Origin of the sequence: Xylophilus sp. Leaf220 (assembly GCF_001421705.1) — a bacterium.
GTDB lineage: Bacteria > Pseudomonadota > Gammaproteobacteria > Burkholderiales > Burkholderiaceae_C > Xylophilus.
Map to the genome: position 1 here is coordinate 20,407 of NZ_LMKO01000023.1, position 24,151 is coordinate 44,557.

At 70.0% G+C, this 24,151-nt stretch carries 21 protein-coding genes; 2 read left to right on the top strand and 19 right to left on the bottom strand.

Annotated elements, in window-relative coordinates:
• Positions 1-4: 4 nt before the first annotated feature.
• From rsmH to ASE76_RS14060, 7 genes are all read right to left on the bottom strand, one after another.
• Positions 5-928 carry a 16S rRNA (cytosine(1402)-N(4))-methyltransferase RsmH gene (gene rsmH / locus ASE76_RS14030; RefSeq protein WP_055840561.1) on the bottom strand — a complete coding sequence of 308 codons (924 nt, stop codon included), beginning with the start codon at positions 926-928 and terminating at the stop codon, positions 5-7.
• A gap of 9 nt (positions 929-937) precedes the next feature.
• Positions 938-1,366 (bottom strand): division/cell wall cluster transcriptional repressor MraZ, encoded by a 429-nt coding sequence (gene mraZ, locus ASE76_RS14035; protein WP_055840565.1) that lies wholly within the window; start codon positions 1,364-1,366, stop codon positions 938-940.
• 477 nt (positions 1,367-1,843) lie between these two features.
• A complete protein-coding gene (hslU, locus tag ASE76_RS14040; protein WP_055840568.1) occupies positions 1,844-3,196 on the bottom strand; it encodes an ATP-dependent protease ATPase subunit HslU in 1,353 nt (450 codons plus the stop codon).
• 250 nt (positions 3,197-3,446) lie between these two features.
• Positions 3,447-3,995: an ATP-dependent protease subunit HslV gene (hslV, locus tag ASE76_RS14045; protein WP_055840571.1), complete on the bottom strand. Its 549-nt coding sequence runs from the start codon at positions 3,993-3,995 to the stop codon at positions 3,447-3,449.
• Between the two features lie 125 nt (positions 3,996-4,120).
• Positions 4,121-5,800 (bottom strand): STAS domain-containing protein, encoded by a 1,680-nt coding sequence (locus tag ASE76_RS14050; protein WP_156362785.1) that lies wholly within the window; start codon positions 5,798-5,800, stop codon positions 4,121-4,123.
• 40 nt (positions 5,801-5,840) lie between these two features.
• Complete coding sequence (dksA, locus tag ASE76_RS14055; RefSeq protein WP_369793412.1) at positions 5,841-6,548, bottom strand: RNA polymerase-binding protein DksA; 708 nt, start codon at positions 6,546-6,548, stop codon at positions 5,841-5,843.
• Positions 6,549-6,696: 148 nt separating this feature from the next.
• Positions 6,697-7,752 (bottom strand): GTP-binding protein, encoded by a 1,056-nt coding sequence (locus ASE76_RS14060; protein WP_055840576.1) that lies wholly within the window; start codon positions 7,750-7,752, stop codon positions 6,697-6,699.
• A gap of 174 nt (positions 7,753-7,926) precedes the next feature.
• On the opposite strand from ASE76_RS14060, the gene ASE76_RS14065 reads away from it, so the two are divergent.
• The gene (locus ASE76_RS14065; protein WP_055840579.1) at positions 7,927-8,544 is read left to right on the top strand and encodes a DUF2239 family protein; all 618 of its coding nucleotides are present in this window, start codon (positions 7,927-7,929) and stop codon (positions 8,542-8,544) included.
• On the opposite strand, the gene ASE76_RS14070 is transcribed toward ASE76_RS14065, so the two are convergent.
• The 11 genes from ASE76_RS14070 to ASE76_RS14120 all read right to left on the bottom strand — a co-directional run bounded on the left by ASE76_RS14070 (position 8,513) and on the right by ASE76_RS14120 (position 20,519).
• Positions 8,513-9,703 (bottom strand): class I SAM-dependent rRNA methyltransferase, encoded by a 1,191-nt coding sequence (locus tag ASE76_RS14070; protein ID WP_055840582.1) that lies wholly within the window; start codon positions 9,701-9,703, stop codon positions 8,513-8,515. The genes ASE76_RS14065 and ASE76_RS14070 overlap by 32 nt on opposite strands.
• Positions 9,704-9,941: 238 nt before the next feature.
• Entirely contained in the window at positions 9,942-10,871 is a 930-nt protein-coding gene (locus ASE76_RS14075; RefSeq protein ID WP_055841377.1) for a tyrosine-type recombinase/integrase, read from the bottom strand.
• Between the two features lie 176 nt (positions 10,872-11,047).
• Positions 11,048-11,767, bottom strand: coding sequence for a DUF484 family protein (locus tag ASE76_RS14080; protein ID WP_055840585.1), 720 nt, complete (start codon positions 11,765-11,767; stop codon positions 11,048-11,050).
• Complete coding sequence (gene dapF / locus ASE76_RS14085) at positions 11,764-12,633, bottom strand: diaminopimelate epimerase (RefSeq protein ID WP_055840588.1); 870 nt, start codon at positions 12,631-12,633, stop codon at positions 11,764-11,766. The genes ASE76_RS14080 and dapF overlap by 4 nt, the downstream gene beginning before the upstream one ends.
• Positions 12,634-12,748: 115 nt before the next feature.
• Positions 12,749-14,227, bottom strand: coding sequence for an amidase (locus tag ASE76_RS14090; protein ID WP_055840589.1), 1,479 nt, complete (start codon positions 14,225-14,227; stop codon positions 12,749-12,751).
• Positions 14,228-14,264: 37 nt separating this feature from the next.
• Positions 14,265-14,609, bottom strand: coding sequence for an AzlD domain-containing protein (locus ASE76_RS20700; protein WP_055840592.1), 345 nt, complete (start codon positions 14,607-14,609; stop codon positions 14,265-14,267).
• The gene (locus ASE76_RS20135) at positions 14,606-15,373 is read right to left on the bottom strand and encodes an AzlC family ABC transporter permease (protein ID WP_156362787.1); all 768 of its coding nucleotides are present in this window, start codon (positions 15,371-15,373) and stop codon (positions 14,606-14,608) included. The genes ASE76_RS20700 and ASE76_RS20135 overlap by 4 nt, the downstream gene beginning before the upstream one ends.
• Positions 15,373-17,046, bottom strand: coding sequence for an ABC transporter ATP-binding protein (locus ASE76_RS14105; protein WP_055840595.1), 1,674 nt, complete (start codon positions 17,044-17,046; stop codon positions 15,373-15,375). Before ASE76_RS14105 ends, ASE76_RS20135 begins: the two co-directional genes overlap by 1 nt.
• A 13-nt stretch (positions 17,047-17,059) precedes the next feature.
• Positions 17,060-17,932 (bottom strand): ABC transporter permease, encoded by an 873-nt coding sequence (locus tag ASE76_RS14110; protein WP_055840598.1) that lies wholly within the window; start codon positions 17,930-17,932, stop codon positions 17,060-17,062.
• A 1-nt stretch (position 17,933) separates the two neighbouring features.
• Positions 17,934-18,875, bottom strand: a complete 942-nt coding sequence (locus ASE76_RS14115) for an ABC transporter permease (RefSeq protein WP_055840601.1) — start codon at positions 18,873-18,875, stop codon at positions 17,934-17,936.
• Between the two features lie 12 nt (positions 18,876-18,887).
• The gene (locus tag ASE76_RS14120; RefSeq protein WP_055840603.1) at positions 18,888-20,519 is read right to left on the bottom strand and encodes an ABC transporter substrate-binding protein; all 1,632 of its coding nucleotides are present in this window, start codon (positions 20,517-20,519) and stop codon (positions 18,888-18,890) included.
• A 204-nt stretch (positions 20,520-20,723) separates the two neighbouring features.
• Here ASE76_RS14120 and ASE76_RS14125 point away from each other — a divergent pair, with 204 nt between their 5' ends.
• Positions 20,724-22,157 (top strand): PLP-dependent aminotransferase family protein, encoded by a 1,434-nt coding sequence (locus tag ASE76_RS14125; RefSeq protein WP_055841381.1) that lies wholly within the window; start codon positions 20,724-20,726, stop codon positions 22,155-22,157.
• Here the strand turns inward: ASE76_RS14125 and ASE76_RS14130 are convergent.
• Positions 22,154-23,986, bottom strand: coding sequence for a diguanylate cyclase (locus tag ASE76_RS14130; protein ID WP_168389262.1), 1,833 nt, complete (start codon positions 23,984-23,986; stop codon positions 22,154-22,156). The genes ASE76_RS14125 and ASE76_RS14130 overlap by 4 nt on opposite strands.
• Positions 23,987-24,151 lie beyond the last annotated feature (165 nt).

Here is a 24,151-nt window from a genome sequence, read left to right on the forward strand (position 1 = left end):
CCGCTCACAGCGGGACCTCGGTGCGTTCGGCCACCCGCAGGATCGCGCTGCGCGACCGCGGGTTGGCGGCCACCTCTTCGGCCGAGGCGCGGAACCGGCCCAGCGCCTTCAGGTGCATCGGCTGCGGCGCGGCGAAGGGCGCGCGGCGGTCGTACACCTCTTTCGAATGCTGGGCGATGAATGTCTTGACGATGCGGTCTTCGAGCGAATGGAAGCTGATCACCGCCAGCCGGCCGCCCGGGCGCAGCACCGACAGGCTGGCCTCTAGCGCCTGTTGCAGCTCTTCAAGCTCGGCATTGATGAAAATCCGAAGAGCCTGAAATGTGCGCGTTGCAGGGTTCTGGCCCTGCTCGCGGGTTTTGACCGTACCAGCCACGAGCTCGGCCAGCTCGGTGGTGGTTGAAATTGGGCCCCGTTCCTGTCGGCGAGCTGCAATCGCCTTTGCAATCGGTAGAGCAAACCGTTCTTCGCCATAGTCACGAATCACCTCCGCCATCTGTGGGATCTCGGCCGTGGCCAGCCAGTCGGCCACGCTCTCGCCGCGCGTGGGGTCCATGCGCATGTCGAGCGGGCCGTCGAAACGAAAAGAAAAACCCCGTACGGGGTTGTCGATCTGCGGAGAGCTGACGCCGATGTCCATCAGCAGGCCATCGGCACTGGCCGGGGGCAGGTCCCCGAGATGGCGGAAGCCCTCGTGGCGGATGGAGAAGCGCCGGTCCTCGATGCGGGTGGCGTCGGCGATCGCGTCCGGATCCTTGTCGAAGGCCAGCAGCCGGCCCTTGGCAGAGAGGCGCGACAGGATCAGCCGCGCATGGCCGCCGCGGCCGAAAGTGGCGTCGATGTAGGCGCCGCCGCTTGAGACGACGAGCGCGTCCACCGCTTCCTGCAGCAGGACGGTGGTGTGGTGGTTGGGGACGTCGCTCGACACCTGCGGCCTCTAAAAGGAGAAGTCCTTGAACGCGTCGGGCATCGCGCCCTGCAGCGCTTCGGCTTCCTGGGCCTCGTAGGCGGCCTTGTCCCACAGCTCGAAATGGCTGCCCATGCCGAGCAGGATCGTCTCCTTGGCGATGCCGGCGGCCTGGCGCAGCTCGGGCGATACCAGCACCCGCCCGGTGGCGTCCATCTCCACGTCCATCGCGTTGCCGAGGAAGATGCGCTTCCACCACTGGGCCGACATCGGGAGTTGGGCGATGCGCTCCCTGAACTTCTCCCACTCCGGGCGCGGGAAGATCATCAGGCAGCCGTCGGGATGCCGGGTGATCGTCAGCTGGCCCGCCGCCGTCGCCGCCAGGACGTCACGATGCCGCGTAGGGACGGACAGCCGCCCCTTCGCATCGAGACTCAGCGATGACGCTCCTTGGAACACGACTGGAAGACCCCCGGGTTTGGATTCGCTTGGTGTGCCGGGGAAAGCGGGCGCGCAGCCACTTTTCACCACTTAATTGCACTTTTTTGCACTGTAGCAGGAAAAGAAGCGGGCACAAATGCCGATCGATCAACTTCCACAATGAAATCAACAACTTACAAGCACTTGCGAATACCTCTCCTGAGGGAAAAACCTTCTGGATTAAGCACTTAGGAGAGCCAGTCAAAGTGCTTCCTCAGACCCGGCCCGGCTGTGCAAATCGGGGCTGGACATGTAACAAACCTGCCGAAACCCCGACGGCCCCGCGCGCGGCCTGCCTGCACCGGCGCTTCACGATGTCCTACGCGAGTGCGAAGTGCCGGCTCCTAGATACGGAACGACCACGCCGGGCTTGCGCACCCAGCGTGGTCGTCTTCACGCGGTGTTCGCCATACCGCGAACGCCGCCGTCTCCGCGCCGTGCGGCAGCGAGCGATGCCTAGAGGATGTAGCGGGACAGGTCCTCGTCCTTGCTCAGCTCGCCCAGGCGCTTGTCGACATAGGCGACGTCGACCGTCACCGTCTGGCCGGACATGCGGGCGGCGTCGAAGCTCACCTCGTCGAGCAGCCGCTCCATCACCGTCGACAGGCGCCGCGCGCCGATGTTCTCGGTGCGCTCGTTCACGTCGTAGGCGATGCGGGCCAGACGGGTGATGCCTTCGGGCGTGAACTCCACCGTCACGCCCTCCGTCGCCAGCAGCGCCTGGTACTGCTTGACCAGCGACGCATGGGTCTGGGTGAGGATGGCCTCGAAATCCTCGACCGACAGCGACTGCAGCTCGACCCGGATCGGGAACCGGCCCTGCAGCTCGGGGATCAGGTCGCTGGGCTTGCTCAGGTGGAACGCGCCCGAGGCGATGAACAGGATGTGGTCGGTCTTGACCATGCCGTACTTGGTCGAGACGGTGGTGCCCTCCACCAGCGGGAGCAGGTCGCGCTGCACACCCTGGCGCGAGATGTCGGCGCTGCTGCCGCCGCCTTCGCTGCGCGAGGTGACCTTGTCGATCTCGTCGATGAAGACGATGCCGTTCTGCTCGGCGTTGGCGACGGCGCGGGTGCGGCTGTCTTCCTCGTTGACGAGCTTGCCGGCCTCTTCGTCCACCAGCAGCCTCATCGCCTCGTCGATCCGCAGCTTGCGGGTCTTGCGCTTGCCGGCCCCCATCTGGCTGAACATGCCGCGCAGCTGCTCGGTCATCTCCTCCATGCCGGCCGGGCCGCTCACTTCCAGCGCCCGGGCGGGCTCGGCCAGGTCGATCTCGATCTCCTTGTCGTCGAGCTGGCCCTCGCGCAGCTTCTTGCGGAAGGCCTGGCGGGCACCGCTCTCGGGCCCGGCCAGCGCCGGCGCGGCCGAGGCATCGGGCACGCCGGTAGGCCGGGCCGGCGGGATCAGCACGTCGAGGATGCGGTCCTCGGCGGCGTCCTCGGCGCGGGCGCGGTGCTTCTTCATCTCGGATTCGCGGGTCTGCTTGACCGCCACCTCGACCAGGTCACGGATGATCGCGTCGACGTCCTTGCCGACGTAGCCCACCTCGGTGAACTTGGTCGCCTCGACCTTGATGAAGGGCGCGTCGGCCAGGCGGGCCAGCCGGCGGGCGATCTCGGTCTTGCCGACGCCGGTCGGGCCGATCATCAGGATGTTCTTGGGCGTGATCTCGTGGCGCAGCTTGCCCTCGACCTGCTGGCGCCGCCAGCGGTTGCGCAAGGCGATCGCGACGGCGCGCTTGGCCTGCTGCTGGCCGACGATGTGGTGGTCGAGTTCGGAGACGATCTCCTGGGGGGTCATGGAGGACATGGCGTGCTCGGAATTGGTTTGCTATTCAATTGATAGCTGATGGCCGGCATACGACGCCGGCTACAGCCACTTTTCTTCTGGAAACGGGTGCGTGGAGCCTGCAGGCCGCGCATCGAAAGCGCCGGTGCGGGCATCCGGCGATCTGGCGGATGCCAGAAAGTGCGAAAGAACCGTCGCGGAGCGAGCCCGCGTGTGCAGTGAGGTCCACAGCCGCGCGCTCGGGCTGCGCCGCAGGTTCTCTCACAGCTTCTCAATCGAGCGTTTCCAGGGTGTGGTGCATGTTGGTGTAGATGCACAGTTCGCCCGCGATCTCCAGCGACTTCTTGACGATGTCGCACGGCGCCAGGTCGGTGTGCTCCAGCAGCGCCTTGGCGGCCGAATGCGCATAGGCGCCACCCGATCCGATCGCCACGATGCCCTGCTCGGGCTCCAGCACGTCGCCGTTGCCGGTGATGATCAGCGAGGCGGTGCGGTCGGCCACCGCCAGCATCGCCTCCAGCCGGCGCAGGACCCGGTCGGTGCGCCAGTCCTTGGTCAGCTCGATGGCCGCGCGGACCAGCTGGCCCTGGTGCTTTTCCAGCTTGGCCTCGAAGCGCTCGAAGAGGGTGAAGGCGTCGGCGGTGGCACCGGCGAAGCCGGCCAGCACCTTGTCGTGGTGGAGCTTGCGCACCTTGCGGGCGGTGCCCTTGACGACGATGTTGCCGAGCGTGACCTGCCCGTCGCCGCCGATCGCCACCTGGATGCCCTGCGGCGTCTGGCGGCGCACGCTGAGGATGGTCGTGCCGTGAAATTGTTCCATAACCGCGTCAGGTAGGGCCGGACCGCCGCTTTGCAATGCCGTGGCGGCCTGCCGAAACCGCTGGAAACAAGCCGGGATGTTTCCGGACCGGGGGCCGCCGACGTGCGGGCGACGAGGCGGCCGGCCTAGTCGCTGCGGGCATGCACCCGGGCGTATTCGTCCACCCCGATGACGTTCAGGAAGGTGGCCGCCAGACGGTGCAGGTTGCGGAACTGCACCTGACGGCCGGCCGCGTCCTGCGCCGCCGCCCAGTTGAGGACCGAGCCGGCCGCCGAGAAATCCATCCGCATCAGCCGGTCGCACGAGACGATCACCGTGCCGGTGCCGTGCTCGGCCGCGGCGTCGAGCCGGGCGATGGCGGCGTCGGCGTCGCCGGTGATCTCGCCGGACAGCTCGGCCACCGGGGCCGGCGGCAGCAGCGTCTGGGTGAGCACCGGGAAATTGGCGCCGAAGCCCGCCCCGCCGTGGTCGGCCGCCACAAGCGGCGCGGCCGCGGCCGGCAGGTCGGGGCCGAGGGCCGAGTCTTCCGCGGCGGCGTCGCCCACCGTGCGGCATTCGCAGCGCGCCGGCTGCCATGACGGCGGCGAGACCTCGTAGGTGACGCAGTAGTCGAGCGCCACCATCTCGAAGGCATCGGGCTGGCCGAGCACCCGCAGCACTTCCATGTGGAGCCGCCACCAGATCGGATCGACCAGCGCATCGGCCGACGGGGTGCGGGCCTGCAGCGCCTGCAGCAGCGGCTCCACCCCGGCCATGCGGATGGGGATCCGCAGGTCCCCCCAACGGGTGAAGGCGGCCAGCAGGGGCAGGACCGCATCGTCCTGGAAACCCTGCAGCGCCGACCAGTCGAGCAACCACGGCGCAGGCGCACCCGCCAGGGCGTCTTCCAGCGATTCAACGGCGGCGCCGTCGATCCGGGCCGGGCTGCTCCAGCGAAAGTCGTCCTGCTCCATCGACTGGGTGGCCGTGCCCGGCGGGCAGACCAGGTACCAGGAAGGCGGCGAGCGGCCGAAGCGCTGGGCGAACTCCAGCGCCGCCGCCTCGAAACGCTCCTGCTGGCCGATGCAGCGGTAGAGATCGAACAGGGCGCCCCAGGCATGCTCGACCGTGCTGCCCTCGTCGCCGTCTTCCGCGGCCAGCAGCCGCAGCGCGGCCTCGGCCCCGGCGTAGTCGGCATTGGCGAAGCGGATCGCGGACTCTTCGAGCTGCGGATCGTGGACGAAGCCCGGCAGGTCTTCCACCGCGGGCTGCAGGTCCATCGGCGCCATCAGCGGCGCCGCGTCGGCCGCCGGGTGGTCGGCATCGGGCAGTTCGATGTCGACCTTCAGGCCGCCGGGCGCCGGTGGCCGGGTGTCGGGGCCGCCCGGCACAGATGCACGGGCGCGGTGGGCATAGAGGGTGGGCTCGCCGGCCGGCACGACGCGCAGCGGCAGCTCGCCCGGCTCGGGCGGCCGGGTGGTCCACCACTGCTGGGACATCTGCTCCTCGATCTCGTCGATCTTGCGCAGGGTGACGGCCCGGTCGTCGGGCCGGCTCAGCAGACTGGTGGCGAAGAACGACACCGCGCCGTCGCCGCCGGTGTCGACACCGGCTCCTCGGCGGCGCAGGCGGCGCAGCTGGTCGAACTCGCGCTTGCGGATCGAGTCGTTGCGCCGTCGCCGCTCGACCACCTCCTTGAGCAACTGCTTGCTGTAGCCGCTGTCGGCGTTGTCGCCGGGGACGTCCTCGTCGGCCCAGGCCGCGCCGGGCTTGCGCACGAAGCGCACCACCCTGGAGAGAAAACCCGGAGTTTCGCTCTTGGCCATGCGCGGGACCTGCTGCTGCGAGGGGCGGCGGCGCGAGGCGTCAGTCGCCGAACATCTTCTGCTTCAACTCGCGGCGCTGCTGCGCTTCGAGCGAGAGCGTCGCGGTCGGACGGGCCAGCAGGCGGCCCACGCCGATCGGCTCGCCGGTCTCGTCGCAGTAGCCGTAGTCGCCGGCGTCGATGCGGACGATCGACTGCTCGATCTTCTTCAGCAGCTTGCGTTCGCGGTCACGGGTGCGCAGCTCCAGGGCGTGCTCTTCCTCGATCGTGGCGCGGTCGGCCGGGTCGGGCACGACGACCGTGTCTTCGCGCAGGTGCTCGGTGGTCTCGCCGGCATTGTTGAGCATGTCCTGCTTCAGGCGCACGAGCTTCAGGCGGAAGAAGGCCGTCTGCTTCTCGTTCATGTACTCGGCGTCGGCCATCGACAGCACTTCCTCGTCGCTCAGTTCCTCGGCCGACTTGGTCTTCCAGTTCTGGGCGAGCTTCGGGTCCTTCTTGGGCACGGTGTACGACACCGGCGCCGGGGCCGGCGAGGACGAGGCCTGCGAGAAGCTGGCCTTGGCCGCCGTGGAGGCGACCGCGTGCTGCGCCATCGACGGCACGGTCAATTGCGCCAGGCGCGACGACGGACGGGTGCTGCGCGGAATGTCCGGCGTGGACGTGGCAACGGGTGCGACGGGGGCTGCGGGCGCTTCCGGCACAGGGGCCGGGCTGGCGGCCGTCTTGGGTTTGGTGGGCTGGGCTTTCACTCGCTGTCTCCTCGCGGGATTGACGACATCATCACGGTGGCCGATCGCCCCCGGGTTGTCGCCGGGGCGCGATTGTATCGACTTGGAATGTCGATCACGCACCACCGGTTATATAAGTTTTTGCGGAGTCCGAGGTGGGCTTCCACCCTCAGACCAGGCACTGCTCCAGGCCCTGCAGGAAGATGTCCCGCGGCAGGTCGATGCCGATGAAGACCATCTTGCTGCTGCGCGCCTCGCCCTCGGCCCAGGCCGGCCCCAGGTCGCTGCCCATCAGCTGGTGCACGCCCTGGAAGATCACCTTCCTGTCGGTGCCCTGCATATGGAGCACGCCCTTGTAGCGCAGCATCCGCGGGCCGTAGATGTTGACCACCGCGCCCAGGAAATCCTCGAGCTTGGCCGGGTCGAACGCCCGGTCGGACTTGAAGGCGAAGCTCTTCACGTCGTCGTCGTGCCGATGGTGGTGCCCGTCACCGTGCTGGTGGGACGGATGGTCGCAGGCCTCGCCCTCGGCATGGTCGTGGTCGGGGTGCGCGTGGCCGTGGTCGTCTTCCTTCAGGAAGTCGGGATCGATGTCGAGCTTGGCGTTGAGGTTGAAGCCGCGCAGGTCGAACACGTCCTTGATCGGCACCTCGCCGAAGTGCACCGCCTGGATCGGGGCGCGCGGGTTCATGTGCTTCAGGCGGTGAACCAGCGCATCGGTCTCGTCCTGGGCGACCAGGTCGGTCTTGCTCAGGAAGATCTGGTCGGCGAAACCGACCTGGCGGCGCGCCTCCTGGCGGTCGTCGAGCTGCGCCTGGGCATGCTTGGCGTCGACCAGGGTCAGGATGGAGTCGAGCAGGAAGCTCTCGGCGATCTCCTCGTCCATGAAGAAGGTCTGCGCCACCGGGCCGGGGTCGGCCAGGCCGGTCGTCTCGATCACCACCCGGTCGAAGTCGAGCAGGCCCTTGCGCTTCTTGGCGGCCAGCAACTGCAGCGCCTCGCGCAGGTCTTCCCGGATGGTGCAGCAGATGCAGCCGTTGCTCATCTGCACGATCTGCTCCTTGCTCTCCGAGACGAGGATGTCGTTGTCGATGTTCTCCTCGCCGAATTCGTTCTCGATGATCGCGATCTTCTGGCCGTGGGCCTCCGACAGCACGCGCTTGAGCAGCGTGGTTTTACCGGATCCCAGGAAGCCTGTAAGGATCGTGGCAGGTATGAGGCTCATGATGCGTCCTGGTAAAAAAACGAGCAATCGACCAGTGTAGCGGGCGTGTGCGGTTTTGGACCTTCGCTGCCCCCTGCACCCAAGGGTTCCCACCCTCGCGATCCGGATGTACGGCGGTTTACAAACAAAATTCTATATGGGTAGAATTCAGTTGTAACCGCCCGTCAAGCGCCTATGCCATTTGCTTCGCCCAAACTGCCTTGCCCTTCTTTCGTCCAGAGCTGCAGTTCGCTCTCGGCACCGCTGGCAGTCTTCCGGGACCGGCATCGCGACCCTTCTTTCGGCATCTTCATCGAGAACGACTGCGGCGGCCCGCCCTGGAGCGGCGGCCGCGACGGCCCCGTGCCCGACGGACCGCCCGCACCGCTCGTGTCCCCGGGCGACGGCCTGGCGGCCGAGCAGGAAGCGGCTTTTCTCCGCGACGCGGTCGCCTGCCAGGTCAGCCTGCTGCCGCGGCACTGGAACTGGCTCGGCCAGCAGTCCGACGGCGTGTCGGTCACGCTGCGGCAACTGGTGGACGAGGCCCGGCAGCGTGCGGCCGATGCCTGCGACGAGGTCCGCGGCGCCCGCGAGGCCGCCTACCGCGCGCTGCGCACGCTGGCGGGCGACGCGCCGGGCTTCGACGACGCCTGCTGCGCCCTCTTCGCCGGCGACCGGGAGGCCTTCGAGCGGCACACCGCGCACTGGCCGCGCGACGTGGTCGCCTACGGCCTGCGGCTGGCCGCACCCGGCTGGCTGCCCAACACCTTCTCGGGTTGCCCTAGGACCTGCGCACGACGACCAGGCCCTTGAGGTAGTCGCCTTCCGGGAACGAGAGCGTCATCGGATGGTCGGGCGCGCCCATCAGCCGCTCGGCGATGAAGCCGTCCACCCCGGCGTCGGCACCGGCCGAGGCGACGATCTTGTGGAACAGCTCCGGCGGAATGCCGCCCGAGCAGGAATAGGTGAACAGTACGCCGCCCGGCTCCAGCAGCCCCAGCGCGATGCGGTTGATGTCCTTGTAGGCCCGCGCGGCCCGGTCGGCATGGGCCGCCGTGGGCGCGAACTTGGGAGGGTCGAGCACGATCGCGTCGAACGTCCGGCCTTCCTGCGCGAAGCGGCGCAGCGCGGCGTTCACGTCCGCATCGAGGAATTCGGCACGCGCCGGGTCGAAGCCGTTCAGGGCGACGTGGGCCGCGGCCCGTTCCAGCGCGGGCGCCGAAGAGTCGATCGAGGTGACGTGCGCCGCACCGCCCGCCAGCGCCGCGACGGTGAAGCCGCCGGTGTAACAGTAGCAGTTGAGCACCCGCTGGAAGCCGCGCCGCTGCGTGGTCTCGAAGAAGCGCCGCCGGCTGTCGCGCTGGTCCAGGTAGAAGCCGGTCTTGTGGCCCTCGGCCACGTCCAGCGTGAGGCGCCAGCCGTGCTCGCGGATCGTCCGCTCGGTGGAGGCCGCCGCGTCGCCGCGCAGCCAGCCGGTGGCGGCCGGCAGGCCTTCGAGGGCGCGTACGCTGGCGTCCGACCGCTCGTAGAGCTGCGCCAGGCCGGTGATCTGGAGCAGCGCGTCGGCGATCTGCGGCTTCCAGCGCTCCACCCCGGCCGAGCCGAACTGCGCCACCAGCACGTCGCCGTAGCGGTCGACCACCAGCCCTGGCAACCCGTCCGATTCGCCATGCACCAGCCGCTGGCCGTCGCTCTGGATGTCGAACCAGGCCCGCGCCGCGATCGCCCGCGCCAGCGTGGCGTGGAAGAAGCCCGCGTCGATCCGCTGTCCTTCGTCGAAGCTCCACACCCGCGCCCGGATCCGCGACGCCGGGCTGAACGCCGCCCAGCCCAGGAAGCGCCCGTCGTGCCCCTCGACCCGCACCGTCTCCCCGCTGTCGCCGCCGCCCTTGGCGATGGCCGATTCGAAGATCCAGGGATGTCGGCGCAGAAGCGATCGCTCCTTGCCTTCGCGCAAGCGGATGGTTTTCATAAGCCCCCGATTGTCCCGCACGCCGATTTCCGAACAAAAAGTGCACCTGGCCGGCGCCTCACGCCGACCTCTAGCTACACTTTCAATAGCATCGCACTCCCAGCACGTCGAGCGCAGCGAAGACCCCAGGCCGCCGCCGATCTGGCTCTGCCAGTCGGCCAGCGGCGCCCCCGGAAGGGGGTTAGGCGAAGACACGCAGTGCGAAGCCTGGGGGAGAGCCAAATCCTCTGGGGGAGAACTAACGCTTTGCTCGCGGATGCGTCGCGTCGTACACCTGGGCCAGGTGCTGGAAGTCGAGCCGGGTGTACACCTGGGTGGTGGTGATGCTCGCGTGGCCCAGCAGCTCCTGCACCGCCCGCAGGTCGCCGCTCGACTGCAGCAGGTGGCTCGCGTACGAGTGCCGCAGCATGTGCGGATGCACCGGCGCCGCCAGCCCCGCGGCGGCGCTGCGGCGGCGCAGGCGCTGCCACACCGCCTGCGGGGTGAGCCGGGTGCCGCGCCGGCCCGGGAACAGCGCCGGCTGCGACAGCGCATCGGCCGGCAGCGCCGCCAGCCGCTGGGGCAGCCACAGGCCGATGGCCGCGGCGGCCTGCCCGCCGATCGGCACGCTGCGCCATTTGCGGCCCTTGCCGCAGGTGTGGACCATGCCGTCCTGCAGGTCGATCCAGCCGCGCCCGGCGGCCTGGCCGGCGGCGGTGGGGGCGGCGTCCAGGCCGACCAGTTCGCCCACCCGCAGGCCGCAGCCGTAGAGCAGCTCGACCATCGCGCCGTCGCGCGCATCGAGCCAGGCGTTCTGCGGCTCGTCCGACGGATCGGCAAAGTCGGCCAGCTGCACCGCGGCATCGACCGGCAGGGCCTTCGGCAGCGGCTTGGGAGCCTTCGGCGCCCGCACGTGCTGCACCGGGTTCTGCGCGATGCGGCCTTCGCGGCCGAGCCAGGCGTAGAAGCCGCGCCAGCCCGACAGGATCAGGGCGATGCCGCGCGCGCTGCGGCCGCCGGCGTGCATCTGGGCGACGAAACGGCGGATATGGTGGTGGGCCGCCGCCTCGGGCGCCACCCCGGCCGCCGCGCAGGCCTGCGCGAGCTTCTGCAGATCGAGCGCATACAGGGTGACGGTGCGGGTGGCCAGGCGCTTCTCGAACGTGGCGTGTTCGAGGTAACGGGCCATCAGCGGACCGAGGACCGGCGCAGCGTCGGTGCTGTCGTCGTCCGGAGCGGGAGCGACACCGACCTTCGCCGGGGACCTGGCCTTGCCGCCGGCCGAGGCGGCCGCGGCCTTGCGCCGCGTGGCCGGAGCGGTGTGCAGGCCGCCCGCCCCCGGCACCACCAGCCGGCCGGCGGCGCTCATGGCGTGGCGCGCAGCCGGCCGATGGCGGCGCCGGCCAGTTCGGCCATGCGCTCCAGGAAATCGGTGGCCATCGCCGGGTCGAACCGGTCGGCCTCGGCCGAGGCCAGCACCAGCAGGCCGAAGACCGGGCCCTGCGCCGCGGCCGGGCCGTCGCGCAACGGCAGCAGCGCGACGGATGCCGCACGCTCGGGCGCCTCCAGCCAGCGTACCGCGTCGAAGCCGCGGTTGGGGCCGCAGTACGGCGTGGCGAGCGATGCGGCGAAGCTGCGGGTGTCGGCCCCCACGTCGGCGGCCCAGGGCTGCGCGGCATAGGCGGAGGCGAGGTCCCACAGCCGAATCGCCGCCTGCGGCACGATGAACTGCTCCCGCGCCTCGGCCACGATGCACTCGGGCAGCGTGGCGGCGTCGCGGGCGGCGACCAGCGCGCGCGACCACTGCTGCAGCCGGTCGGCGATCACCGTGTTCTCGCTGCCGTTGCGCATCATCTCCATGATCCGCTGCTCCAGGCCCTTGATCTTCTCGCGCAGCATCTCGGCCTGGCGCTCCTGCAGGCTGACCGCGCGGTTGCCGTGCGGGCTGGTGAGCTGCACCGCGGCCAGCACCTGGGCATGGCGCTCGAAGAAGTCGGGGGTGTTGGCGAGGTAGTCGGCGATGTCGTCCTCGGTGATCGGGGGCACCGCGGTGGCGGATTCGGCGGAAGGGGGCAGGCTGGTCATGGGAGGTCCGGTAGGTCGATCTGGCCGTGGAAGACGGTGGTCGCCGGGCCGGTCATGAAGACCGGCGCGCCGCCGCCCGCCCAGGCGATGGTGAGGAGGCCGCCGCGGGTCTGCACGTCGACCTGCGGATCGAGCAGCCCGAGGCGGATGCCGGCGACCACCGCGGCGCAGGCGCCGGTGCCGCAGGCGAGCGTTTCGCCGGCGCCGCGTTCGTAGACCCGCAGCCGCACATGGCCGCGGTCCACGACCTGCAGGAAGCCGGCGTTGACGCGGCGGGGAAAGCGGGCGTGGCGCTCGATCGGCGGGCCCTGCTGGGCGACGGGCGCGGTGTCCACGTCGTCCACGATCTGCACCGCGTGCGGGTTGCCCATCGAGAGCACCGCCACCTGCACGGTCGCGTCGGCGGCGCCGAGCGCCAGCGGCCAGGTCTCCCAGCCGCCCGCGGGCTGCGGCGCGGTGCCGGCCGCGTCGAACGGCACCTGCGGCAGGTCGAACACCGGGGCGCCCATGTCGACGGTCACGCGGCCGTCGGCGGTGATGCGGGGGGTGATGGTGCCGGCGCGGGTCTGGACCCGGATCTCGTCCCGGGTGGCGAGGCCCTGGTCGCGCACGAAGCGGGCGAAGCAGCGGGCGCCGTTGCCGCACTGCTCCACCTCGCCGCCGTCGGCGTTGTGGATCACGTATTCGAAATCGACCGCCGGCGTCGGCGCGGGCCGCACGCTGAGGATCTGGTCGGCGCCCACGCCAAAGTGGCGGTCGGCCAGGAATCGGTACTGCGCGGTCGTCAGGCCGAGCGGGCCGCCGGTTTCGTCGAGCACCACGAAATCGTTGCCTGCGCCCTGCATCTTGGTGAAGCGGATCTGCATCCGGCGATTATCCGCGCGCACCACCGGTCCGGCGGGCCGACGTCGCAAAGGCCGGCGCGGCGGCCAGGCGCCGGCAGCGCCCGGCCAGCGCCTGTCCGCCGGCCGGGTAGCGGTGCTAGCCGCCCTGCCCCGCCACGTGCACCGCCGGCCGGCGGCCGTCGTTCCAGCGGCCGCCGATCGCGCGCTCCACCTGCGCCGCCAGCTGCAGCAGCAGGCCGTCGTTCGCCTGCCGCGCCTGCGCCTGGATGCCCAGCGGCAGGCCGCTCTCCTGCGTGCCCAGGGGCAGCGAGATGCCCGGCAGGCCGGCCAGGTTCGCGAGCGGCGTGTAGGCGAAGTTCCGCCAGAGGTTCTCGAACCAGTCGTGCACCGACGGGTTGGTGCTGGTCGTGAGGTACTCGGTGGTGCCAACCTTCGGGGTGGGAAGCGCGGTGATCGGGGTGAGGACGATGTCCCAGGATTCGAAGAAGTCGCCGAAGGCCCGCGCGGTGGTGTTGAAGACCGCCTGCATCGCCGCCCGCTCAGCGAACGAGACGCCGCGGCCCGCCTCCCAGATCTTGATGTTGATCGGCTCCAGCAGGTCCGGGTCGGGCCGGGTTTCGCCGCGCCGCTGCAGGTGGCCTTCGATCACCTGGGCGAAGTTGCTGATGTAGCAGGTGGTCTGCGCGGCGAACGCGGCCCGGAAGTCGACCGGCGGCGTCACCCACTCGACCTGGTGGCCCAGGCCCTGCAGCAGCCGGCCCGCCTTCTCCAGCTCCGCCACGAAGTGCGGCACCGCCCGCCAGTCGCCCCAGGCGTGGGACACCGCGATGCGCAGCGGCCGCGGGTCGGTGGCGATCAGTTCACCGTACGACTGCGCCGGCGTCCAGAACGGCATGAACTCGCCGGGCGCGCCGCCGCGGCAGTGGTCGACGAAGGCGGCCGTGTCGCGCACCGTGCGGCTGTGACAGCCCTGGATCGACACCAACCCGGTCAGGTCGGACGCGTGCGGCGCCAGCGAGAAGACGCCGCGCGACACCTTCAGGCCGATGTTGCCGTTGACGCCGGCCGGGATGCGGATCGAGCCGCCCCCGTCGGTGGCGTGCGACAGCGGCACCACGCCGGCCGCGACCATCGCCGCGGTGCCGGCCGACGAGCCGCAGGTGGTGTAGCCGGTGTCCCACGGGTTGCGGGTCAGGTGCAGCGTGTTCTCGACCGAGCTGCAGACGCCGAACTCGGGCGTGGTGGTGCGGCCGATGATGTTGAGGCCGGCCTGCCGCATCCTGGTCGCAAGGAAGGTGTCGTGCGCCGCGCGGTGGCCCTGCATCATGCGGGAGCCCATCTCCTGCCGCCGGCCCGCGAGCGTCGGGCCCAGGTCCTTGAGGAAGAACGGGGTGCCGGCGAAGGCACCGTCGGGCGACATGCCGTCGCAGAGCGGATCGGCCACCGCGTCGTCGAACAGCTCGACCACCGCGTCCAGCGCCGGATCGGTCAGCGCCACGCCGGCCGCCGCCTGGCGTGCCAGCTCGGCCGCCGTGACCTCCCCCTTGCGGACCAGTTCCGCCAAACCCAGGCCGTCGAGCCCGGCCCATTCGCTCCAACCCATCGCCAACGTCATCTTCGTTTCTCCCTTGCACCGCCATCATGGCGTACCTTCAGATCCATCCGAAACCCAGTCGCAGCACCAGGAAGGTCGCGGTGCCCGCCAGGATGCAGCCGGTCACGCTGTCGCGACGCCAGAGGTATACCGCGACCGTCGCCGCCACGGCGAACAGGCGGGCGTCGCGCCAGTCGGCGGGCCAGTGTCCCTGCGACAGCAGCACCTCCGGCGCGACCATGGCCAGCAACGCTGCGCTGGGCGCATGCCGGAAGCTGCGGCGCAGCCAGTGCGGCAGCCGCGGCTCGCTGTCGGGCACCAGAAAGAAGCCGCGGGTGCCCACCGTGACGAGCAGGAGGGCGAGTACCGCCAGGCTGCCGTACACCGCTTCGCCGCAGCTCATCGCGGAACGCCCCAGCGGCGGTCTGCCCAGAGGCCCGCGGCCAGCGCCGCCAGCAGGGCCGCCACGATGTTGAGGCCCATCGGCAGGCCGGCGGCGCCCAGCGCGACCGCCGCCGCCACCAGTGCCGACAGGCATACCGCACGGTCGGTGAGCGCGGGCAAGGCGAGCGCCAGCAGCGCCAGCACCCCGACGAAGCGCAGGCCCCACGCCGCCGGAATCACGTCGGCCAGGACGATGCCCGCGAGCGACGACGCATGCCACGCGGCCCAGTTCGTGAGCGCCATGCCCGCGAAGTAGCCCAGCTGCGACCGGCTGGCCCGCCCGCCCGCCGGCGGCCGCGGGTAGCGCTGCACGAAACGGGCGTACACCGGGTCGCCCGCCAGGTAGGCCAGCAGCATCCGGAAGCTGCGCCGGTGCCCGCCGAGGTACATCCGCCAGTTGGCGCTGAACACCATGAACCGCAGGTTCAGCACGCAGGCGGTGGCCACGATCAGCCAGAGCGGCGCGCCCGCGGCCATCAGCGGCAGCGCTGCCAGCTGCGAGGTGCTGGCGAACACCAGCAGCGACATGGCCAGCACCAGGCGCAGGTCGACGCCGCTCTTGGCCATCGCCACGCCGACCACCAGCCCGATGGCGCTGGAGCCGAGCGCGCCGCCGGTGATGTCGCGGCAGCCGGCGGCGAACGCCGCGCGCCAGGCGCGGTCGGTGCGGCAAGCGTGCCAACGGCCCCGCCAGGTCGGGGTGGCAGGTGGGGCTGCCTGCATCACGCTGCTGCGACCGGGAGCGCGGGCGCCGCGCACGGCGCGCCGGTCGCGAGCTCGGCCCGCGGCGCGGCCGACAGCAGCCGCCGGGTGTAGGCATGCTCGGGTTCGGCGAAGACGCGGGCCGTCGGCCCCTGCTCGACGACACGGCCCTGCTGCATCACCACCACCCGGTCGCACAGTTGCGCGGCTACCCGGAGGTCGTGGGTGATGAACAGGATGCCCAGGCCAAGATCGCGCTGGAGTTCCCGCAGCAGTTCGAGGATCTGCGCCTGCACCGACACGTCGAGCGCCGAGACGGCCTCGTCGGCCACCAGCACCTGCGGCTGGCAGGCCACGGCGCGGGCGATCGCCAGCCGCTGCCGCTGGCCGCCCGAGAACTGGTGCGGGTAGCGCGCAAGCGCCGCGCGCGGAAGCCCGATCCGGTCCATCAGCTCTTCGGCGGTCTTGCGCGCCTGCGCCGCGTCCATCCCGAAATTCATCGCGCCTTCGACCATCGACGAGCCGACGGTGCGACGCGGATTGAGCGAGCGGTTGGGATCCTGGAACACCACCTGCACCCGGGAGCGCAGCGGCCGCAGGCGGCCCTCGGGCAGGCTCTGCACCTCGGTATCGCCCCATAGCACCCGGCCCTCGGAGGGGTCGATCAGCCGGACCATGCAACGCGCCAGGGTCGATTTTCCGGAGCCCGACTCCCCCACGACGCCGACGGTCTCGCCGCGGCGCACCGCCACGCTGGCGCCCTGCAGCGCGCTGTTACGGCTGGCCCGGCCCAGCCAGTCGCGGCGCAGGTAGACCTTGCCGACCGCATCGCCAGCCAGCAGGTGCTTGCCGACCGCGGGTGCGCGCGGGGCGGGCGGGGTCATGCTGGGCACCGCATCCAGCAGCAACCGGGTGTAGGCCTCGCGCGGGCGGCGCAGCACCTGCTCGCACCGCCCCTTCTCGACCACCGTGCCCCGGTGCATCACCAGCACCTCGTCGGCGATCTCGGCCACCACGCCCATGTCGTGGGTGATGAACAGCACCGCGCTGGCGTGCTCCTGCTGCAACTCGGCGATGAGCTTCAGGATCTCGGCCTGTGTGGTGACGTCGAGGGCGGTGGTCGGTTCGTCGCAGATCAGCAGGCGCGGCCTCAGGATCATCGCCATGGCGATGACGATGCGCTGACGTTGCCCGCCCGAGAGCTGGTGCGGATAGCTGGCGAAGATGCGCGCCGGATCCGGCAGGCGCACCCGGTCGAAGGTGGCGAGGATGGTCGCCTTGCGTGCCGCCGCGCCGTCGGCGGTATGGGTGCGCAGCATCTCGTCGACCTGCTCGCCGCAGCCGAGGACCGGGTTGAGCGCCGTCATCGGCTCCTGGAACACCATGCCCATGCCGGCACCGCGCAGTTGCCGCAGCCGGCGCGCCGGCAGGTAGACGCTCTCGGTCATCAACGGCTCGCCGCCGAGCCAGATCGAGCCGGCAGCGACCGACAGGCCCTTCGACGGCAGCCCCATGACGGTGGTGGCCAGCACCGACTTGCCGGAGCCGGATTCGCCGACGATGCACAGCGTCTGGCCGGCACGGATCTGCAGGTCGAGCCGTTCGATCGCGAAGGGCCGATCGGCATCGGCCGGCAAAGCGACCCGCAGGCCGCGGACATCCAGCACGACGGGCGCAGTAGGAGAGAGGGTCATGGTGGGCAGGCGCTCAGACGCGCTTGGAGAATTTGGGGTCGAGCACGTCGCGCAGCCCGTCGCCCAGCATGTTGATCGCCAGCACCGTCGGCACCAGGAAGAGCGCGGGGAACAGCACGTTGCCCGGGTTCTGCGAGAACTGCACCCGGCCTTCGGCCATGATGTTTCCCCAGGTGGGTACGTCGGACGGCAGGCCCAGCCCGAGGAAGCTCAGGATCGCCTCGGTCAGCACGGCCGACGCCGCGATGAAGGTGCCCTGCACGATCAGCGGGGCCAGTGCGTTGGGCAGGATGTCGCGCCAGAGGATCATCGCGTTGCCGGTCGCGAGCGCCCGGGCCGCCTCGACGAAGGGCTCGTCGCGCAGGCCCATCACCAGGGCCCGCACCAGCCGGGTCACCCGTGGAATCTCGGGCACCGCGATGGCCAGGATCACCGTCGGCAGGCTGGCGCCCAGCACCGCCACCAGGGTGATGGCGAGCAGCACCGCGGGGATGGCCATCAGGCCGTCCATCACCCGCATCAGCACCGCGTCGGCGGCGCGGAAGTAGCCGGCCAGCATGCCCAGCAGGCAGCCGAAGCCGACCGCGACCGCCGCGGTCAGCAGGCCGACGGCCATCGACACCCGCGTGCCGTAGAGCACCCGGCTCCAGACGTCGCGGCCGACGCTGTCGCTGCCCATCCAGAAGGTGTGGGCCAGGCGGGCGCCGTCGGGCAGGGTCACCTCGCCGGCGGTGCCGGCGGGCACCGAGACAAAGGCCGAATCCATCGCCGACGGGTCGAAGGTGCCCAGCCACGGCGCCAGGAGGCCGAGCAGCGCGAGCACCGCCAGTGCGACGGCGCCGGTGCGAACCGCACCGTTGCGGGAGAGACGGCGGAGTGTGTGCATGTCAGTAGCGGATGCGCGGGTCGAGGAAGAGATAGCTGATGTCGACGAGCAGGTTGACCGCCACGTAGACCAGCGAAAAGAACAGCACCACGCCCTGCAGCACCGGGAAGTCGCGGTTGAGCACCGCGTCCACCGTGAGCTGGCCCAGGCCGGGGATGGCGAAGACCGTCTCGGTGACCACCACGCCGCCCAGCAGCAGGGCCGCGCTGACGCCGATCACCGTCACCACCGGCACCGCGGCGTTGCGCAGCGCGTGGTGCCGCAACACCGCCATCTCGCCCAGACCCTTGGCGCGGGCGGTGCGGATGTAGTCCTCGGTCAGCGCCTCGCTCACCGCCGCGCGCGTCACCCGCGAGAGCAGGGCCACGTAGGTGATGGCCAATGTCAGGCAGGGCAGCACCAGCTGGTAGAGCCAGGGCCCCACGCCGCCCGACAGCCGCCGGTAGCCCTGCACCGGAAACCAGTGCAGCTGCATCGCCAGCAGGTAGATCAGCAGGTAGCCGACGACGAAGACCGGCACCGAGAAGCCGGCGACCGAGAACGCCATCACGCCCCGGTCGAGCCAGCCCCCCATGCGCCACGCGGCCAGCGTCCCCAGCGGCAGCGCGATGCAGACCGCCAGCACCAGCGTGCCGCCCGCCAGCGACAGCGTCGGCTCCATCCGCTGCAGGATCAGCTCGACCACCGACTTGTTCAGGAAGAACGAATGGCCGAAATTTCCCTGCAGCACGCCGCCGGCCCAGATCAGGAACTGCGTCCAGAGCGGCTTGGTCAGGCCCAGCTGGGCCCGGATGCGGTCGAGGTCTTCGCCCGTCGCGCTGTTGCCGCCGATGACGGCCGCCGGATCGCCCGGCGTGAGCCGCACGATCATGAAGATCGCGATCGCCACGACCAGCAGCACCGGCAGGGTGGCGAGCAGTCGCTTGGCCAGGAATGTCAGCATCGCGGCCTCGCCCTACTGCTTGCGGATGTTCCAGTACACCTGGGCACCCGCCGGGACCAGGCCGGTGATGTTCCTGCGCAGCGCGGCCGGCTGGCTGTACTGTCCCAGCGGCACGTGGGATACCGTCTCGAAGGCGCGCAGCTGGGCCGCCTGGGCCAGCTTCTTCTTGTCGGCGTCGGTCGTGGCCTGGGTGAACTGGGTCTTGAGGGATTCGAGCTGCGGATCGTTCTGCCAGCCGAACCAGCCTTTCTCCCCGGTGGCGTTCATCATCGCCATCGTCACCGGGTTGAGGATGTCCGAGGCGGTCCAGGAGGTCATGAACATGTTCCAGCCGCCGGCCGACGGCGCATCCTTCCTGGCGCGGCGCGCCACCAGCGTTGCCCAGTCCATCGACTGCATGTCGACCTTGAAGCCGGCCTGCTCCAGCTGCTGCTTGGCGACCAGGGGCAGCTTCCCGATGGTGGGGTTGTCGCTGGGCCGCATCAGCACCACCGGCTCGCCCCGGTAGCCGGCCTCCTGCAGCAGCGCGCGGGCCTTCTGCGGGTTGGCGATGCCGGTGTAGTCGCCCGTCTGGTCGGATTCGAAGACGGTACCGCAAGGGAACATGCTGCGGCAGAACCGGGTCAGGCCCGGCGCGCCGACCTGGGTGCGCAGCATCGCCTCCTGGCCCAGCGCCAGCATCGCCGCGCGGCGGATCTTCTCGCTGTCGAACGGCGGCTGCAGGAAGTTGAAGCGCAGCATGAACTGGCTGCCGGCGGGCTGCGCGTCTACCAGTTGGATGTCGGGGCTGCTGCGCAGGGTGGCGTATTGCTCGAACGCGGGCTGCTCCAGCAGGTCGGCCTCGCCGCCGAGCAGGGCGTTCATCTGGGTCTGGGCATCGCGGATGATGAGCCACTCGACCCGGTCCACGTAGACCTGCTTGCCGCCGGCAGTTCCCGACGGCGCCTCGGCACGGGGCTTGTACCGGGCGTTCTTGCGGAACACCACCCGCTCCCCGGGCCTGAACTCTTCGGCCACGAAGACGAAGGGGCCGGAGCCGACCGATTCCTTTACCTGGGTATCGCCCGGGGTGTCGGCCATCCGCTTGGGCATGATGAAGGGCACGTTGGACGACGGTTTGCCGAGCGCCTCCAGCACCAGGCCGAACGGCTCCTTCAGCACCAGGACGAAGGTCCTGGCGTCGGGCGTCTCGTAGCGGTCGGTGGCTTTCGCGAGCTGTGCGCCGAAGGTGTCGCGGCTGGCCCAGCGCTTGAGGGAGGCGACGACGTCTTCGCTGGCGACCGGCTTGCCGTCGTGGAATTCCAGCCCGTCGCGCAGGGTGAAGGTCCAGGTCCTGCTGTCCGGAGAAACCTTCCACTTCTCCACCATCTGCGGCTTGATCCGGCCTTCGGCATCGGTGGCGAACAGGGTGTCGTAGACCATGTAGCCGAAGTTGCGGGTGACGTAGGCGGTGGTCCAGATCGGGTCCAGCACGGTGATGTTGCTGGTGGGGATGATCTTGAACGTCGTGGCCTGGGCCGCGGCATGCGAAGCCGCCGCGGCCAGCACGATGCCGACGGCAGCCGCCAGGCAGCGCCGGAGGGCGGCATGGGGAGCCGCCGTGCGACGGCGCGGGTTCGACAGGATCCGGTTCTGCAGGTGCATACGATGTTTCCGCTGAGGAGAAGGCTGGTGCCGGGCCTGCCGCAGCGCCCCGATCACCGCTCGACGCGGTTTGCGGCGAGGTCTTCATTGGCGCATGCCGGCGGTCGAATGCGTATATACAGTTGGCATGGACTGTTGTAGAACAGTTGGAACTTTCCGCCCGAAGTGGTGCAACCGGCGCACGCCGAACGTGCGCGCCCCGACATGATCTCGATCGACCCCCGCCTGCCGACGCCGCTGGTCCGCCAGCTCTACGAAGCGATCGCCCGCGCGATCGGCTCCTCCGCCTTCGGCCCGGGCGCACGCCTGCCATCGGTGCGGGCCCTGGCCAAGGAGTGCGCAGTCAGCACGATGACCGTCACCAACGCCTACCAGCGGCTGGTGGCCGAGGGGCTGGTCGAGGCGCGCCGCGCCAGCGGCTACTACGTGGCGCAGCGCAAGGCCACGGCGGCCCGGCGCATGCCGTTCCGCGGCCGCACCGCGGTGGATGCGCACTGGCTGCTCAAGCATGTCTACGAGGACGACAAGACGCTGCTCAACGCCGGCTGCGGCTGGGTGCCGCCCGAGATGCTGCACACCGACGGCATCCGCCGCGCCCTTGCCGCCCTGGGGCGCAAGTCGGCGGTGGGCTTCGCCAGCTACGGCACGCCGCACGGCTACCTGCCGCTGCGCCAGCAGATCCAGGTGATGCTGGCGCAGCGCGACATCGAGGCCCCGCCGCACCAGATCGTCATGACCAGCGGCGCCTTCCAGGCGCTGGGCCTGATCGCCCGCTGCCTGCTGCAGCCGCGCGACGCGGTGCTGGTGGACGAGCCCGGCTCGACCAACCTCTTCGCGACCCTGCGTGCGATGGACCTGCGGCTGATCGGCGTGGAGCGAACCGTCCACGGCCCCGACCTGGAAGCGCTGCAGGCGCTGGCGCAGCGCCACAAGGCCAAGGCGTTCTTCACCAGCACCAACCTGCACAACCCCACCGGCAGCCTGTGCACCCCGGCGGTCGCCCACCAGATGCTGCGTCTGGCCGAGCAGCACGATTTCGTCATCGTCGACAACGACGTGATGGCCGGCCTCGACCCGCCGGGCGCGACCTGCCTGGCGGGCCTGGGCGGACTCGAGCGGGTGATCCACGTCGGCAGCTTCTCGAAGACGGTGTCGCCCGCGCTGCGGGTCGGCTTCGTCGCCGCGCGCGAGGAGTTCTCGGAGAAGCTCATCTTCCAGAAGATGATGGGCGGCCTTACCACCTCGGAGCTCAACGAGAAGCTGCTGCACGGCGTATTGACCGAGGGCCGCTACCGCAACCATCTGGCACAGTTGTCCGGACGGCTGCGCCACGCGATGGCTGCCGTCTGCGACGGCGTCGAGGGTGCCGGCATGCATTTGTTCCTGCGGCCCTGGGGTGGTCCTTTCCTGTGGGCACGCTTCGAGGCCGACCATGTCGACATGCGCGCCCTAACCCAGCGCGCAGTGAGCGAGGGCATTCTGCTGGCACCCGGCGACCTGTTCCGCACCGACCTGCAGCCGACGCCGTGGATGCGCTTCAACGCCGGCTATGCCGACGACAAGCACCTCTACCGGTTCTTGACGCGCGAGGCGCGGATGTTGCGAAGCGTGCCGCGTGCCCGGCCCCCCGCAGTCTAGAGCACCTCGGCCACCACACGGTTGCGGCCGGCGTGCTTGGCGTCGTAGAGCAACCGGTCGGCCCGCGCCACCAGTTCCTCGCCGCGGATCGGGTGGTCGCCCGTCTCCAGCAGCACCAGGCCGAAACTGGCGGTGACCACGCCGTGCGGGCTCGCGGCATGCGGCAGGGCCAGCGCCTCGATCGCCGCGCGCACCTGCTCGACGAAGGGCCGGGTGGCCGAGAGCGTGTCCGCGCCGTCCATCAGGATGCCGAATTCCTCGCCGCCGATGCGGAAGAAGTGGTCGCCGGCCCGTGCCAGCCGCTCGCGCACCACGCGGCTGACCGCCTGCAGCACCAGGTCGCCGGCGGGGTGGCCGTAGCGGTCGTTGTACTGCTTGAAATGGTCGACGTCCACCATGCAGAAGGCCACCGGCGTGCGGAGGCGGGCGTGGCGCGCCATCGTCGCCGCGAGCACCGCGTTGAAGTGGCGGCGGTTGAAGGCGCCGGTGAGTTCGTCGGTGATCGCCATGTCGGCCAGGCGCTGGTTGGCGGCCGCCAGCGCCGCGGTGCGCTGGGCTACCTCGCGTTCCAGGCCGGTGGTGAGTGCCGTCTGTGCGGCCAGTGCGCGTCGCTCGGCCCGCAGCTTGGCGGCCTTGAGCGTGTTCATCTGGTCGGCGAGTCCGAACGCGAGCAGCAGGATCTCGAGCATCGATCCGATCAGGGGAAGGTCCTTCACCCCACCGACCGAGGGCAGCAGACCGGCCAGCGACAGGTAGTACAGCGTGACAGAGAGCGCCAGCATCGAGAACGCCAGCAGCAGGTAGAGCGCCGGCCGCGAGCCCGCAAGACCCAGCCGGACCCCCATGAAAAACGCGAAACCCATCAGCGCGGTGTCGGCCACGATGCACAGCGCGATCGGCAGGGCATAGTGATTGAACAGCGCCGGCACCGCGCTCAGCGCATTGAACACGGCCAGCACCATCACCGCCCGGTAGATGCCCCGCGACAGCTGCCTGCGCGCGTCGATGTACGACAGCATGAAATAGACGAACGAGGTGAAGCAGGCCGCCACGCTGATAGGCAGCACCTGGCTGTTGAACACCGGTGCCTCGGGCCAGAGATACTGAAACGCATAGCCGCGGAAGGTGAAGCTCCATAGCAGGAAGGCCGCCACGTACAGCGCATACAGGCCGAAATTGGGCTGTCGGGTCGAGGCGAACAGAAACAGGTTGTAGAGCAGCAAGGTGACCAGCGCGCCGTAGTACATGCCGATCACCAGGTGCTCGCCCTGCAGGTGCGTATGGAACGCCTCCATCGTCCAGAGCTGCGTCGTGATCGGCTCGTGCAGCCCGTCGTGGGTCGCGAGTCGCAGGTAGACCGCTACTGACTCGCCCGGTGACAGCCGTACCGGCACCGCGGGGACGACCGTGGCAATGCCGCGCGCGGCGAAGGGCCGGCGGTCGCCGGTGAAAACGTGGGTGTCTTCCGGTCCGCCCGTGCGCAGCAGGTGGATATCCACCTCGTCCTGCAGCGGCGAATCGATCTCCAGCATCAGCGAAAGCACTGCCGCGCCGTCGTTGCGCAGCAGCACCCTCGCCCACCAGACCGACTGCGAGAAGCCGAATGCGAACACGTTCGACCCGTGCGACCGCCAGCCGGAGGCGTGCTGCACGGCCGAGAGCTCCATACGCCCCCCAGGATCCTCCAGCAGTTGCATCCGGCTGCCGAGCAGCAGGCTGTCGCCCAGGGCCTCCACCGAAATCGACGGGGGTTCCTGCAGCGCTGCCGCATGTGCGGGTGCGGGTGCGGGTGCGCAGATCAGGCACATCGCGAACACGACGCCCGTCAACCAGCCGTTCCGCCATGCCGCAACGGACCGCCGGCACGGACCCATGGCAGCCTGGAACCGCCGTCGACAACGAGAAAAACAAGGTATCACACGAAAAACCTAGCGCCTGCGCCGGCACAGCCACCAAGCCAAACCTGCTAAATACACAATTTGTCGCATTTTGTA